The sequence below is a fragment of the Colwellia sp. MB3u-8 genome, assembly GCF_014076985.1.
Taxonomy (GTDB): Bacteria; Pseudomonadota; Gammaproteobacteria; order Enterobacterales; family Alteromonadaceae; genus Cognaticolwellia.
On the sequence record NZ_JACGVA010000063.1, the window covers coordinates 172,160 to 187,006 of the forward strand.

Genomic DNA, 14,847 nt, shown 5'->3' on the forward strand with positions numbered 1-14,847 from the left:
TCATACTTTACTGACACCATAGCTAATTTTAGTTATTTATACAATGACGGATCATCTTCATTCGGGCGAGTTTTAAAGCGGCGGTGCAACCACATATATTGTTCAGGTTTCACCATGATTGCTTTTTCTAACTCTTGATTTATTCTTAACACGTCTGCTGTGTCATCACCGGTGGGGAAATTCTCCAGCATAGGCTTTATCTCTAAAGTGTAACCACTGCCGTCATCATTACGAGTAGGGATTAACATATGTGTTTGGCAATTTTTTTGCCGAGCAAATATTAATGTACCTGTGGTTGAGGCGGCGTCTGGTACCGCAAAAAAGGGCACAAAAAAACTGCGACTGCGACCATAATCTTGATCAGGTAAGTAAATACAGGCTTCGCCCTCTTTTAGTGCTCGAAGTAAGCCTTTAACATCACGTTTGCCCAGCATATATTTGTTTGAGCGACCACGACCACGAAACTGAAAATATTCCATTAAATCATTGTTATGAGGTCGATAAAACACCACCATAGGATGTCCGTAACCTATGCCTCGGCAATTAATTTCGGCGCTAAGGTAATGCATGGCGAGTAATAGTATACCTTTACCTTGCTTTTGTGCTGCTTCAATATGCTCAAGGCCAATAATTTTTGTGTGACGTTTTACCCGCCAATTTGGCCACCACCAACCCATACCTGTCTCCAATAAGGCAATACCGGTATTTTCAAAATTGCGTTTAAGCATAATTTGGCGTTCGGCATCTGACATTTTAGGAAAACAAAGCTCTAAATTTCGTAAGGCAACTTTTTTGCGGCTTGAGCCTATTTTGTAGAGTAAGCGGCCAATCATTTTGCCAAGAAAAAGCTGAAATCGATAAGGTAACCAAGAAATAGTGTAAAGAATAAATACCCCAATCCAAGTTGGCCAATATTTAGGTAACAGAAAAGATATTTTAAAATTGGGTTGTAAAACTTTGTTTTTACTCACAGGATGATTTCAACTCATTGAATTGCTTGTGTTACAATATCGCTTATTATATCTGTTATAGGATACAGGATGAAAGTAGATATTCCCGCTTTTGAAAAAGCACGTGTTTTAGTCGTTGGTGATATCATGTTAGATCGCTATTGGTCTGGTCCAACACAACGTATTTCACCCGAGGCACCTGTGCCGATTGTTAAAATACTTCAAGACGAAGATCGCCCAGGAGGCGCAGCCAACGTCGCTTTGAATATTGCGTCACTAAATGGTCAGGTCACTTTACTGGGTATTACTGGTCAAGATGAAGCGTCGACAATATTGCAAACTCAGTTGTCAGCAATGAATATAAATTGTCAATTTATTCAATCGCAAGCTCATCCAACAATCACCAAATTGCGTATTTTAAGTCGTAATCAACAATTATTGCGCTTAGATTTTGAAGAATCATTTGCCGAACTGGATAAACAGCCGCTGATTGAGCAAACCCAAGCCTTAATTGCTCAGCATGATCTTTTGCTGTTGTCAGATTATAACAAAGGCACCTTGTCAGAAGTTCAAGCCCTTATCAAAGTGGCGAAAGCACAAAACATTCCTGTGTTAGTTGACCCAAAAGGCACTGATTTTTCACGCTATCGCGGTGCTACGTTAATTACACCTAATCTAGCAGAATTTGAAGCGGTAGTTGGACATTGTAAAAGTGAGGCAGAGATCGTCAGCAAAGGGCAAGCATTACTTAAAGCATTAGATTTAACGGCCATGCTAGTCACTCGAAGTGAGCAAGGCATGACCTTGTTACGCCATGATCAAGAAGAATTTCATTTACCCACGCAAGCGAAAGAAGTTTATGACGTAACTGGCGCGGGAGATACGGTTATTGCAACACTTGCCCTTGCGATAGCCGCCAAAGCTGAATTTACCCAAGCCAGTGCTTTAGCCAATATTGCGGCCGGTATTGTTGTGGGTAAACTAGGTACCTCGACCGTAAGCGAAGCTGAATTAAGTGCAGAATTATCATCGGGTCAAGAAAGTGGTTTTGGCGTGATGTCTGAAGAACAGTTAAAAATTGCCGTTGGATTAGCGCAAGCACGTGGCGAAAGTATTGTAATGACCAATGGTTGTTTTGATATTCTGCATGCGGGTCATGTTTCTTATTTGACCACGGCAAATACGCTAGGTAGCCGCCTAATTGTTGCGGTAAATGATGATGCTTCTGTGACGCGGTTAAAAGGCCCAGGTCGGCCCGTTAATCCGGTGGATCGCCGAATGGCGGTATTAGCAGGTCTAGGCGCTGTTGATTGGGTAGTCCCCTTTAGTGAAGATACCCCGCAACGCTTAATTGCCAATATATTACCCAACACCTTAGTTAAAGGTGGCGATTATAAAGTAGCAGATATTGCTGGAGGCAAGGAAGTTATTGCAGCAGGCGGCGAAGTGAAAGTGCTTAATTTTGAAGATGGTATTTCGACAACTAAAATTATTAACGCGATAAAACAAGAGAAGTAGTCAGGTGAATTTTCTTCTGACATCCTGGTTCTTCCACATTGATGTAGATAAATGTACTTATGCCGTGCAGTCATGGATGGCTAAGAAAGGCTAAGTGAACACGACATTGCTGACATAGATGCAAGTACTTGGGTTATGTTTGGAACTGATAACCCGTGTTTACACGAAAGTGAGTACTTAGTTTTGTCGCGGACAAAAAATTGACTGTTCGTCCTGAACATAAAAAAGCAGCATTAATGCTGCTTTTTGTTTTCAATTTTTAAACTAAGGGTTTTATTTAGCGGCGATTAAACCTTGGTTTATGTCGGCTAAATCTTGCTCGGTAATGGTTCCGCCAGCACGCTTTAAGGCTAATACATTTTGAATGTAATTATATCGCGTTGACGATAAATTACGCTTGGCGTCGTATAAGTTTCTCGTACTGTTTAAGACATCAACAATGGTACGCGTACCCACTTCAAAACCTGCTTCAGTCGCTTTTAATGCACTTTGTGCACTCACCACGGCTTGCTCTAATGACTTAATAGCTGACACTGCAGTAATAACGGTATTATAGGCATTACGGGTGTTACGCACTACGTTACGATGTGTTTGTTCCATATTCTGGCTTGCAGCAACATAATTGCTTTGCGCTTGACGAACACTGCTTGATATTGCTCCACCTGAATAAATGGGCACATATAAGGACACACCAATTGAGTGGCTGTCTAGTGCGGGGTTATTATTTTTGAAACTATTGACTTCATTATCTTGCTCGCGGCTGCCATAGCTGCCATTTAAGCTTAACCTTGGGTAATGTCCTGATTTTGCGATGTTGATATTTTCTTTGGCAATATCAATATTTATTCTTTCTGCAATCAGTTCTAAATTTTTTGCTTCTGCGGTTTGCTGCCATTCGTTGGCGCTATCTGGGTATGGGCGAGAAGTACTAAAGCGTTCGGTATTTAAAATGTTCAAATCACGGGGATAAACATTGGTGATAACACGTAATGCTTCTTCGGCATTAAACACTTGGTTTTCTGCTCTAATTTCACTGGTTACGGCATTGTCATACTGAGCCTGAGCTTCATGAACATCAGTAATAGCGGTTAAGCCAACAGAAAATCTTTGTTTTGTTTGCTCTAACTGACGTTCAATAGCCGCTTTTTCTGCTTTTGAAAATTCCAAATCATCTTTTGAACTCAGCACCTGAAAGTAGGCTTGTGTTACGCGCACAATTAAATCTTGTTTCGCTAACTGGTATGACACATCACTTTGGTGCGCAACTTTCTTGGCATTATCAAGTTTTAACCAAGTACTATGATTATATAACTCCATATCTAAATTAATACCATAACTCGTAGTATCACTTTTATTAGTCAGGAGCGAACCTAAAGATTGTCCAATATCAGAGGTAGGAATAAACTCACTTTCGCTTTCGGTATAGCTTGCTGAACCGTAAACCTGTGGCAATAAGACTGAGCGAGCTTGTTCAATACCTTCTTCTGTTGCTAAATATTGCGCATGGGCTCGAAGAACAACCGGATCACTAGCTTGGGCTTGTTGGTATACGGACAGTAAATCTTCGGCACTAGCTAAAGAGCTACTTGCAGCACAGGCAAGGCCAATAAATAATGCGGTTATTGTTTTTTTCATCTTGAGGAGGTTCCTATAATAATGAACTGGCTATTATTTTTCTAATTATAATTATCTTATCGCGAATAAAGAATTAGCTAAATAAAATAAGTGTTTAGGAAAGTATTCTAGTGTAACAAAATGTTAAGTGCTAGGGTAACGAAAAATTTCCTCACAGCATAAATTACCTAACAGCATAAGAGAGAACTCACGATGAGTATAACCAAAGACGTTTTATTACGCTTTAATTTAACCGATGTAGAGGTGACTAAAAAATCAAGAAAATATCAAGGTTTTTTTGCGCTCGATGAGTATCATCTGCGTCACAAACTTTATGCGGGCGGCTATAGTAAAGTATTAACACGAGAGGTTTTTGAACGCGGTGATGCGGTTGCTTTATTACCCTATGATCCGGTAACCGATTGTATCGTATTAGTTGAACAATTTCGCCTAGGAGCATTACACAGTAAAACCGGACCTTGGCAATTAGAACTTATTGCGGGTATGTTTTCAGAAAATGAAGTGGCATTAGATGTTGCGATCCGAGAAGCAAAAGAAGAAGCTAACTTGGATGTGGAGCCTGAAAATGTGATTAAAGTGATGGATTACCTTTCAAGCTCAGGCGGTATGAGTGAGTGCATTCACCTTTATTGTGCCTGTGTTGACAGTGAGCATATTTCAGGTGTTCATGGTTTAGAGACAGAAGGTGAAGATATTTTAGTGCATGTTGTTACGCGCCAAGCCGCTGAAAAGTTACTTGCAGAAGGAAAGATAGCTAATGCGGCGACTATAATTGCGTTACAATGGCTAGCTCTAAATCTTGATAAGCTCAAAGCTAACTGGAAATAAATGTCAGTTGTTGTAAAAAAATATCGTCCTCACTTACCCACTTTAATGACCTTGTTTGAGGTTAATTACATGTTATTGCTGCGCGTACTGGCTGATAAAGAACAAGTAGGCGAACAACGCTGTTTTTTTATCTCTGATTTTTTGAGTTACCGAGTGAGAGTTGACGAAGTCACTAAATACACAACATTACTGACGATTAATCAAGAAGCAAATATTCACGGTTACAATTTAACCGCGTTATTTCGCCCGAAAATGGTGATTCGCTTATATCATGACGCTCGTATGGCTGAGGTGATCAGTAATCAAGATGTACAGCAAATTAAGCCACGTTATGATTACCCGAATAACAAAATGCATCTACCTGATGAAAAACAGCAAATCAATTATTTTTTAAAAGAATGGTTACAGCTGTGTTTGCAATTAGGCCAAGTGCAGATTAATCTCAATATTCTGAAATAATCCTAAGTTAATGTTAAAGAAACTATAGTGAAAGCGCTTAATGCCAGATAAAACAATGCCCAACAGCTTAAGGTTAAAAAAACTGACCTTAGCGCAAATTAGTGATAGTCATTTATTTGCTGATCGCACTGGCCTGCATCACCAGGCTAATGTTTACCAGAACTTAACCAATGTGCTGTTGGCCATCAAAAATCAGCCATCAATTGATGCGATTATTTTTACGGGTGATTTAACACAAGATCACACACTAGGGTCTTATCAGCTCTTTGTCAGCGCATTTGAAGCCTGTGAAATTATCACACCGGTTTATTTTATTGCTGGTAATCATGATGAACCGACGTTGTTATCACGCTATTTGTCACATGCACCTTTTTGTCAAGACAGTATAATTGAAAATGATGATTGGCAAGTGCTATTGTTGGAAAGTAAAAGTGCAACACCTGCGGGCGAAATCAGCAAAGCACAGTTTGATATTGCCGGTGGCCTTATTGACCCGTCCAAAGCTCAATTGTTATTAATGCATCATCATCCAGTTGATGTTGGTTATTTTATTGATAAACATGGCTTAATAAACCAAGCAGAATTTCAACAGTTTTTAACTGACTTTCCCTCGATAAAAGCCGTAGGTTGTGGCCATATTCACCAAGCATTAACCTTGTCTATGACCTTGGAAAAAAGCACAGTGAGTTTATATACTTGTCCGGCAACATCGATTCAATTTGACATCAATTCAGTGACAGCTAAATCAAATGGCCAACCGCCAGGCTATCGACTATTTACCTTGGCCAGTAATGGTGAATTTACCAGTACAGTACATTTTGTTTAACTTAATGAGAGGAAACAAATTATTATGATGAAGATGTTATACATTCATGGTTTTAACTCATCACCTCAGTCAATGAAAGCTCAAGTCACGCGGAAATTTTTTGCTGAAAACTACCCAGAAATAAACTTTCACTGCCCACAAATAGCCTCTTCACCGCATACCGCTATGGCAGAACTTGAGGCTATTATTGCCCTTGAACCCCGCGCGACTTGGCTATTAATAGGCTCGTCTTTAGGCGGTTATTTTGCCACTTATTTAGCTGAAAAATATCAAATGAAAGCAGTACTGATTAACCCTGCGGTGAAGCCATTTGAATTAATGAAAGCTTACCTAGGTGAGCAGGTAAATCCTTATACGCACGAGTGCTATCAAGTTAAAGAGCAACATATCCTTGAATTGAAAGCACTTGAACAGGAAAATATTTCTAACAATAATTACTTGGTCATGGTACAAACCGGTGATGAAGTGTTAGATTACCAACAAGCTGTTGAAAAATACCGCCAGTGCCAACTGGCAATAGTGCAAGGGGGAGATCATAGTTTTATTGATTATGAAAATACCTTGCCTAACATAGCGTTATTTTTCAACTTACCCCTAATATTAGCCTAATTATCAGAACCTATAAATGAGCGAACAATATAATTCCGACTCCATTGAGGTCCTAAGTGGCCTTGACCCGGTGCGCCATCGTCCTGGCATGTATACCGACACTACTCGTCCTAATCATTTAGGCCAAGAAGTTATCGATAACTCTGTTGATGAAGCATTAGCCAAGCATGCACAAAATATTACCGTCATTCTTGATAAAGACCAATCATTAGAAGTGATTGATGACGGTCGAGGTATGCCGATTGATATTCATCCAGAAGAAGGTGTGTCAGGGGTAGAGCTTATTTTTTGTAAGCTACATGCGGGTGGTAAATTTTCTAATAAAAACTATCAGTTTTCTGGTGGTTTACATGGTGTGGGTATTTCTGTTGTCAACGCTTTATCTACCCGTGTAGACGTGTCGGTTAGGCGTGATGGTAAAGTCTACGAAATGGCTTTTGAAAGTGGCTATAAAGTAGAAGAGTTAAGAGAAACTGGCACCGTGGGTCGTCGTAATACCGGCACCCGGGTAAAATTTTGGCCTGACGCCAGTTATTTTGATTCTGCCAAGTTTTCAGCACGTCGGTTAGTACATTTATTAAAAGCTAAAGCCGTACTTTGCCCTGGATTGACCATAAAGTTTCATGATAAAAATGAAGATAATAAATATCAATGGTGCTATGAAGACGGTTTAGTTGACTATTTAAAAGAGTCAGTTAAAGGTTACCCAAGTTTGCCAGAAGAGCCTTTTGTTGGCAGTTTTACCTCGCAACATGAAGCCGCAGAATGGGCGATAACCTGGTTGCCAGAAGGGGGTGAGTCGGTTGGTGAAAGCTATGTTAACTTAATTCCTACGGTACAAGGCGGTACGCATGTTAATGGTATGCGCCAAGGCTTATTAGAGTCAATGCGTGAGTTTTGTGAATTTAGAAGCTTACTGCCACGTGGTGTTAAGTTAACGCCAGATGATATTTGGGATAAGTGTTGTTATATTTTGTCGGTGAAAATGGAAGATCCACAATTTGCCGGACAAACTAAAGAGCGACTCTCTTCACGCCAATGTGCTGCATTTGTTACCGGCGTAGTAAAAGATTCGTTTAGTTTATGGCTAAACGAGCATACTAGCATTGCGGAAACATTAGCTGAATTTTGTATTTTTAATGCGCAACGTCGTTTACGTGCCGGCAAAAAAATCATTCGTAAAAAAGTCACCCAAGGGCCGGCTTTACCGGGTAAGTTAACCGACTGTGGTAGCCAAGATATTTTGCGTACAGAGCTATTTCTGGTCGAGGGCGACTCAGCTGGAGGTAGTGCAAAACAAGCCAGAGACCGTGAAGTTCAAGCCATCATGCCGCTACGTGGTAAAATTTTAAATACCTGGGAAGTTGACTCGGGACAAATCTTAGCCTCGGAAGAAGTGCATAACATTTCTGTAGCTTTAGGTATTGACCCTGATAGCGATGATTTATCAGGATTGCGCTACGGTAAAATTTGTATTCTTGCCGATGCCGACTCTGATGGTTTACATATCGCTACTTTGCTTTGTGCGCTATTTACTCAACATTTTTTACCTTTGGTTCAAGCCGGTCATGTTTATGTGGCTATGCCGCCATTGTATCGCGTTGATGTTGGTAAAGAAGTGTTCTACGCTTTGGATGAAGCGGAAAAAGACGGTATTTTGGATCGAATTGAAGCAGAGAAAAAACGTGGCAAAGTCAATGTACAGCGATTCAAAGGCCTAGGTGAAATGAATCCGTTACAATTACGTGAAACCACCATGGACCCGAATACGCGCCGCTTAGTGCAGTTAACGGTTGATGATCATAGTGAAACCATGGAATTGATGGACATGTTGCTCTCTAAAAAACGGGCCGGTGATCGTAAAATTTGGTTGCAATCTAAAGGTGATCTGGTTGAATTAGATTGATTTTAAGGGTTATCCTGAATGTTGGCAACATCGGCCAACAGGGTGGGTTTTTTCGCGTTAAGTCATCAGTCATTCGATAACTTTTATCAATCTGCTATAGCATTAGGTGGACGTTGCAACAACGAACTGGGAGTAAGAACATGATATGGTACCTTGTTGTTGACCTAGATGGTAATGAAATAGCGGTAAGTAACTGAAAAATAGTTTTAAAATAAACTTGGTGATATATGAATTATTGTTTTTTTAGCATAATAAATAATAGTTTATCATTGACCTAAATTCGTTTTATACTGTTAGTTGCATATTATTATCACATGGATTGTTGGAGCACAGATTTGTTGAGAAGCTTGGTAAAATTGACCTTTCAAAATAGTGTCCTGATTTTCTTTGTTTTTTTGTTAATATCCTGTAAATCAAATGCTTTACAGTCTTTAACTGATAGCGATTTCAATACGTTTTTGTTACGTGCTGAAGAGCTTAATAACAGTGATCCCAAAGCTGCATTGGTTTTATTAAATAGATATAAAACCGAGCTAAAAACTCAACCTATCACCAATCAAGTAAATTACTATCGCATTCAATCCGCGGCATATATAGATCAAGCGTTATACAGTTTAAGTGAGACATCGTCAGAGCAGGGCTTAAAACTTGCCAAGCAAATGAATAACCCTAGCATATTTATTGCTGAGCTTGCTTACACTAAAGCTTATGCGCTCGAAAATCTCGGTGATTTTGAAGGGGCTTTTTTAATTTATCAGAACGGTTTAGACGTTGCCCGCTCGATGAATAATCAGAAATTAATCGCGCGCGGTCTGACTCATATCGGCGCGATCTTATATTTACAGCAAGATTACAAACAGTCATTAATTACGCTTAATCAAGCCTTAGAACTAGCAAGTGCCATTGGCGATGATACACTTTTAGGTGCCATTAACAGTGAACTGGGTATCTTATATGCTAATTTAGATGAAGAAAACCAAGCCAATGACTATTTTCAACAGTCCTATCAATATTATAAAAGTGCAGGTAAGCATAACTATGCTCTTAATAGTTTGCATAATGTGGCTGTTAACCACACTAACCAAAAGCATTTTGAGCAAGCTATTAAAGTTTATCGCGTGTTAGAAAGCGAAATTCAGCCCAATACCAGTCATGAGTTTATCGCTAGTGTTTATAGAAATTTAGCTTGGGCGCTATTCAACAAGGAAGATGCTGAGACCGAAAGTGCTTATCGATATATTCTCCTTGCGGGTGAATATGTTGAAGATGTAGAACAACATTTAGTAAAACTTCAATACCTTATAGAAAAAGCTTATATTTTAGAAAAAATGGCGCGTTATCAAGAAGCATTAGTCAGTCTTGAGCAAGCTGAAATACTGCTTGGGCGTAAAACTAGCAATATTTATGATACTAGTGAGTTAACAATCCTCTTTTTAAGCGCTAAATTGCATTATGCTTTAGGTCATTATAATCAAGCATATCAAATTCAAACTCAATATTTCACTCAGTCTATAGCGGGCGAGCAGGCACGAGAAACGACTGAAGTCGATGAGTTAATATTGCAATATGAAAGTGAAACGGCTCAACGACATAATAATATTTTAGGGAAAAAACAGCGCATACAGCACTTACAACTTCAGCAAATGACACTTGACGTTAATAGCCGTAAGGCATTTGTTTGGATATTAGCTCTGTGTACTTTGTTATTAGCTTGGTGCTTATATCGTGTGATCAAAGGGCAAAGGAACTTAATTAACGCCACTCGAACTGATAGTTTAACGGGTGTTGTTAATCGACGTAGATTACTTGAGTTAGGTGAAGAGTATTTTATAACCGCCCAGAACTATCAACAAGCCTTTAGTGTTTTTATGATTGATATCGATTTATTCAAGAAAATCAATGACCAATTTAGTCATATTATGGGTGACAAAGCACTAAAAGAAATTGCTATTCAAGGTCAAGATCTCATGCGAACGAGTGATGTTTTTGGCCGCTTTGGTGGTGAAGAATTTATTGCTTTATTGCCAAATACGGGAAATAGTGAAGCATTGGAAGTAGCACAGCGACTTCAAGAAAACATCGAACAAGCAAAATGGCAAACTCAGCAAATCAAGCAGTTAACGGTAAGTATTGGTGTAGCGACATTTGAGCAAGGTAATTATGCCAACTTTTCGGCTTTGTTAAAAGTAGCTGACGAACAATTATTAAAGGTCAAACAGTCTGGCCGCAATACAGTGAGTCACCATGAATAAATCTTCGCTGCTAACAAGTCTTGTTTTATATTTGTTAATGATCTTTATCAGTACGGCTGTGAATGCTGATGAAATTGCTGGACAGCAAGCGGCATTTAATCAACTTAATAGCCTCTATGCTAAACAGCAAAGACCCATTGCTTTATTTGCGATTAATAGCGAAATATTATCGCTTAACAGCTTGAGTGTGCGTGACAAAGTGGCGGCGCAAGTTAAATTATTAGCTTTGCAAAAATTGTCTCTAACATTAAATGTCGCTGAACAATATTTATTGTATGTTGTGCGTGCCAATATTGCTGATGTTGCAGGGCAAGAATATAAGGTTATTAATTGGCTCAATAAAGCACTTAAACTTGAGCCGTTACTGGCTAAAAAACAACTCGACTCACCTTTATTTGCCAGTGCTTATCTAACCCTTGCAAACATTTATGCAAGCCAAGGTGAAGATAAGAAAGCCTTTGATAATAAAAAACAGTACATGAAAAAGTATTTTGCCCATTTGAAACAGCAAAAAGAATTTCGTGTTAAAGTTTTAAATGAAAAATATGACATTGAAAAAAAGCATGAAGAAAACGAGCTACTGAGACAAAATAGTCAAATACAGCATTTTGCGCTGGCGCGTGCTGAATCTGAACGTAGTCAACAGTATCGTAATATTGCTATTTTTATTGCCGTAGGAAGCCTGTTCCTTTTACTACTTTTACGACAATTTAAAATCCGTCAAGCCTTAAAGTTACTGGCAAAAACGGATAGTTTAACGCTATTGCCTAATCGTCGTTCGTTCTTTAGTCACGGTGCTACTTTTATGACCCAAGCATTAACCGCTAATAAAGCACTCAGTATTTTAATCTTAGATATAGATAATTTAAAAAATATAAACGACAACTTTGGTTATGATGCTGGCGACAGCGTTATAGCCCATGTTGGCGTATTAGCCGGTGAAACTATGCGTTCTCGAGATTTTCTGGCACGTATTGGTGGTGAAGAGTTTGCCGCTATTTTACCCGAGGCCAGCATTGCACAAGCGCGCGCGATTGCAGAGCACATACGTGAGAAAATTCAAGCTAATATCAGTAAAAATAAAAACAATCATATTCAGGTTACTGTCAGTATAGGTATTGCCAGCATTGCTGATGTTAGAGAAAGTTTTGATAGTTTGTTACATGCGGCTGATTTGGCTATGTATCAAGCAAAGGCTAATGGTCACAATCAAGTTTGTAGCTATTGTACAGAAAGAAAATAAAATTAAGATTAATCAATATTGGGAGATATTTATCGCCTAACAGTGTTCTTTCCACTAGTATAATCAGCTAAGCTACCCCAGAACAACAATAATAAAAGTAACGCTTAATAATTCGGCATTAAGTGAGCTTTTTAGGAAAATATTTTCATGTCAGATGCTCTCGACTTTAGTTTAGACGGTATTGAACAACGCCCTCTAAGACAATTCACTGAAGAAGCTTATTTAAATTACTCGATGTATGTCATTATGGATCGTGCATTACCTCATATTGGTGATGGCTTAAAACCGGTGCAACGACGTATTGTTTATGCCATGTCAGAACTTGGCTTATCTGCATCAGCAAAATATAAAAAATCTGCCCGTACTGTCGGTGATGTACTAGGTAAATTTCATCCCCATGGTGATTCTGCTTGTTACGAAGCCATGGTGTTAATGGCGCAGCCATTTTCATACCGTTACCCATTAGTTGACGGACAAGGAAATTGGGGCGCTCCTGACGATCCAAAGTCATTTGCCGCCATGCGTTATACCGAAGCCCGTTTATCACGTTTTAGTGAAGTTTTATTGGCAGAATTAGGCCAAGGTACTGTTGATTGGTCGCCTAATTTTGATGGCACCATGCAAGAGCCTAAAACCTTACCTGCGCGCCTACCACATATTTTACTCAACGGTATTACCGGCATTGCTGTTGGTATGGCAACAGACATTCCGCCGCACAATGCTAGAGAAGTGGCGAATGCCTGTATCCATTTAATTGAGCAACCGAAAGCTGAATTAGCCGATTTACTCGATATTATTCATGGGCCAGATTATCCAACTGATGCTGAAATCATAACGCCTAAAGCCGATATTGAAAAAATTTATCAAACCGGTCGTGGCAGCATTAAAATGCGTGCGGTCTATGAGCAGTTAGATGGTGATGTGGTTATTACCGCATTACCACATCAGGCCTCTGGTGGAAAAATATTAGAACAAATTGCTAATCAAATGCAGGCAAAAAAACTGCCAATGGTGGTTGATTTACGTGATGAATCAGATCATGAAAACCCGATCCGTTTAGTGATTGTGCCCCGTTCAAATCGTGTCGATATTGAACAGCTGATGCAGCACTTATTTGCTACCACAGATTTAGAAAAAAACTTTCGTGTCAATTTAAACATGATTGGTTTAAACAACAAACCCGCGGTTAAAGATATTAGAACCATATTAAGCGAGTGGTTAGAATATCGACGTGAAACTGTGCGTCGTCGTTTGCAATATCGATTAGATAAAGTATTAGCGCGTTTGCATCTGTTAGATGGCTTATTAATCGCGTATCTTAATATTGATGAAGTTATTGAAATTATAAGAGGTTATGACAAACCCAAAGCAGAGTTAATGTCACGCTTTGAACTGTCAGAACGCCAAGCCGAATCGATATTAGAAATTAAACTTCGCCAACTGGCTAAGCTTGAAGAAATTAGAATTCGTGCTGAGCAAGATGAGTTGAACATAGAACGCGAATACCTAGAAAAAATACTCAGTTCTAAAGTTCGCATGAACACCCTGATGAAGAAAGAGATTCTAGAAGCCGCTGAAACATACGGTGATGATCGTCGCTCTGTTATTGTTGAGCGACAAGAGGCAAAAGCCTTATCTGAAAAAGATCTTATGCCGAGTGAGCCAGTGACTGTTGTGGTTTCGCAAAAAGGCTGGGCACGTTGTGCAAAAGGTCACGACATTGATGCACAAGCATTAAGTTACAAGTCAGGTGATGAATACTTATGCTTAGCAAAAGGGCGTAGTAATCGTCCTGTGGTGTTTTTTGACTCCGCAGGTAGGGCTTACGCCACTGATGCTCATAGTCTACCCTCAGCGCGTAGCCAAGGAGAACCGCTAACCGGACGCTTTAATCTGACGAGTGGTGAAAACTTTGAAAAAGTACTGATGGCTGATGACCAATGTCGTTACTTACTCAGTAGCGACGCTGGTTACGGTTTTGTGGCTAGCTTTGCCGATATGGTCAGTCGTAATAAAAATGGTAAAGCATTATTAACTTTGTCTGCAGCGGCGAAGGTAATGACGCCAAAAGTTATTAGTAGTTTAGAGACAGAATTAGTGCTTTCAATTACCTCAGAAGGGCGCATGCTGGTTTTCCCAATCAAAGATTTACCTATTTTGAGTAAAGGTAAGGGTAATAAAATAATTAATATCCCTACTGCCAGGGCTAAAACACGTGATGAATATGTAACCTTGCTCGAAGTGTTACTACCCAATAGTGCCATTACCTTGCATGCGGGTAAGCGCAAGTTAACGTTAAAAGCGAGTGACATTGAACATTATAAAGGTGAACGTGGCCGTCGAGGTAATAAGCTACCTAGAGGTTTACAACGAGTTGATCATATCGTTATAGAACAACAAAGCTCAGATATGGAGCCTGAAAACTCTGAGAGTTAACACTTATGATTTAGCATCTAAGCGTTAGCACAAAAAAAGCCTTAAGATTAAATGCCTTAGGGCTTTTTTATGCTCAGGACGAGCGGTATGCTGCGATCACATGGATGTGAAAGAGCAGCGATGCTCAGGACGAGCGGTATGCTGCGATCACATGGATGTGAAAGAGCAGCGATGCTCAGGACGAG

General features: G+C 39.5%; 11 protein-coding genes. 9 read left to right on the forward strand and 2 right to left on the reverse strand.

Annotation, left to right across the window (positions count from 1 at the left end):
• Window positions 1-32: 32 nt before the first annotated feature.
• Entirely contained in the window at window positions 33-971 is a 939-nt protein-coding gene (gene lpxL / locus H4J54_RS10360) for an LpxL/LpxP family Kdo(2)-lipid IV(A) lauroyl/palmitoleoyl acyltransferase (RefSeq protein WP_182190791.1), read from the reverse strand.
• A 69-nt stretch (window positions 972-1,040) separates the two neighbouring features.
• Between lpxL and hldE the strand changes: the two genes are divergently transcribed.
• Window positions 1,041-2,468 (forward strand): bifunctional D-glycero-beta-D-manno-heptose-7-phosphate kinase/D-glycero-beta-D-manno-heptose 1-phosphate adenylyltransferase HldE, encoded by a 1,428-nt coding sequence (gene hldE, locus H4J54_RS10365; RefSeq protein WP_182190792.1) that lies wholly within the window; start codon window positions 1,041-1,043, stop codon window positions 2,466-2,468.
• 273 nt (window positions 2,469-2,741) lie between these two features.
• On the opposite strand, the gene tolC is transcribed toward hldE, so the two are convergent.
• Complete coding sequence (gene tolC, locus H4J54_RS10370; protein WP_182190793.1) at window positions 2,742-4,103, reverse strand: outer membrane channel protein TolC; 1,362 nt, start codon at window positions 4,101-4,103, stop codon at window positions 2,742-2,744.
• 192 nt (window positions 4,104-4,295) lie between these two features.
• Between tolC and H4J54_RS10375 the strand changes: the two genes are divergently transcribed.
• From H4J54_RS10375 to parC, 8 genes are all read left to right on the forward strand, one after another.
• On the forward strand, window positions 4,296-4,931 hold the full coding sequence (locus H4J54_RS10375; protein WP_182190794.1) for an NUDIX domain-containing protein: 636 nt from the start codon (window positions 4,296-4,298) through the stop codon (window positions 4,929-4,931).
• Window positions 4,932-5,390, forward strand: coding sequence for a DUF1249 domain-containing protein (locus H4J54_RS10380; protein WP_182190795.1), 459 nt, complete (start codon window positions 4,932-4,934; stop codon window positions 5,388-5,390).
• 40 nt (window positions 5,391-5,430) lie between these two features.
• Window positions 5,431-6,216 carry a metallophosphoesterase gene (locus tag H4J54_RS10385; RefSeq protein ID WP_259367045.1) on the forward strand — a complete coding sequence of 262 codons (786 nt, stop codon included), beginning with the start codon at window positions 5,431-5,433 and terminating at the stop codon, window positions 6,214-6,216.
• Between the two features lie 24 nt (window positions 6,217-6,240).
• Window positions 6,241-6,825 carry a YqiA/YcfP family alpha/beta fold hydrolase gene (locus H4J54_RS10390; protein WP_182190796.1) on the forward strand — a complete coding sequence of 195 codons (585 nt, stop codon included), beginning with the start codon at window positions 6,241-6,243 and terminating at the stop codon, window positions 6,823-6,825.
• 16 nt (window positions 6,826-6,841) lie between these two features.
• Window positions 6,842-8,731, forward strand: a complete 1,890-nt coding sequence (gene parE, locus H4J54_RS10395) for a DNA topoisomerase IV subunit B (RefSeq protein WP_182190797.1) — start codon at window positions 6,842-6,844, stop codon at window positions 8,729-8,731.
• Window positions 8,732-9,087: 356 nt separating this feature from the next.
• On the forward strand, window positions 9,088-10,983 hold the full coding sequence (locus H4J54_RS10400) for a tetratricopeptide repeat-containing diguanylate cyclase (RefSeq protein ID WP_182190798.1): 1,896 nt from the start codon (window positions 9,088-9,090) through the stop codon (window positions 10,981-10,983).
• Window positions 10,976-12,226: a GGDEF domain-containing protein gene (locus tag H4J54_RS10405; protein ID WP_182190799.1), complete on the forward strand. Its 1,251-nt coding sequence runs from the start codon at window positions 10,976-10,978 to the stop codon at window positions 12,224-12,226. Before H4J54_RS10400 ends, H4J54_RS10405 begins: the two co-directional genes overlap by 8 nt.
• A gap of 147 nt (window positions 12,227-12,373) precedes the next feature.
• Complete coding sequence (gene parC / locus H4J54_RS10410) at window positions 12,374-14,662, forward strand: DNA topoisomerase IV subunit A (RefSeq protein WP_182190800.1); 2,289 nt, start codon at window positions 12,374-12,376, stop codon at window positions 14,660-14,662.
• Window positions 14,663-14,847 lie beyond the last annotated feature (185 nt).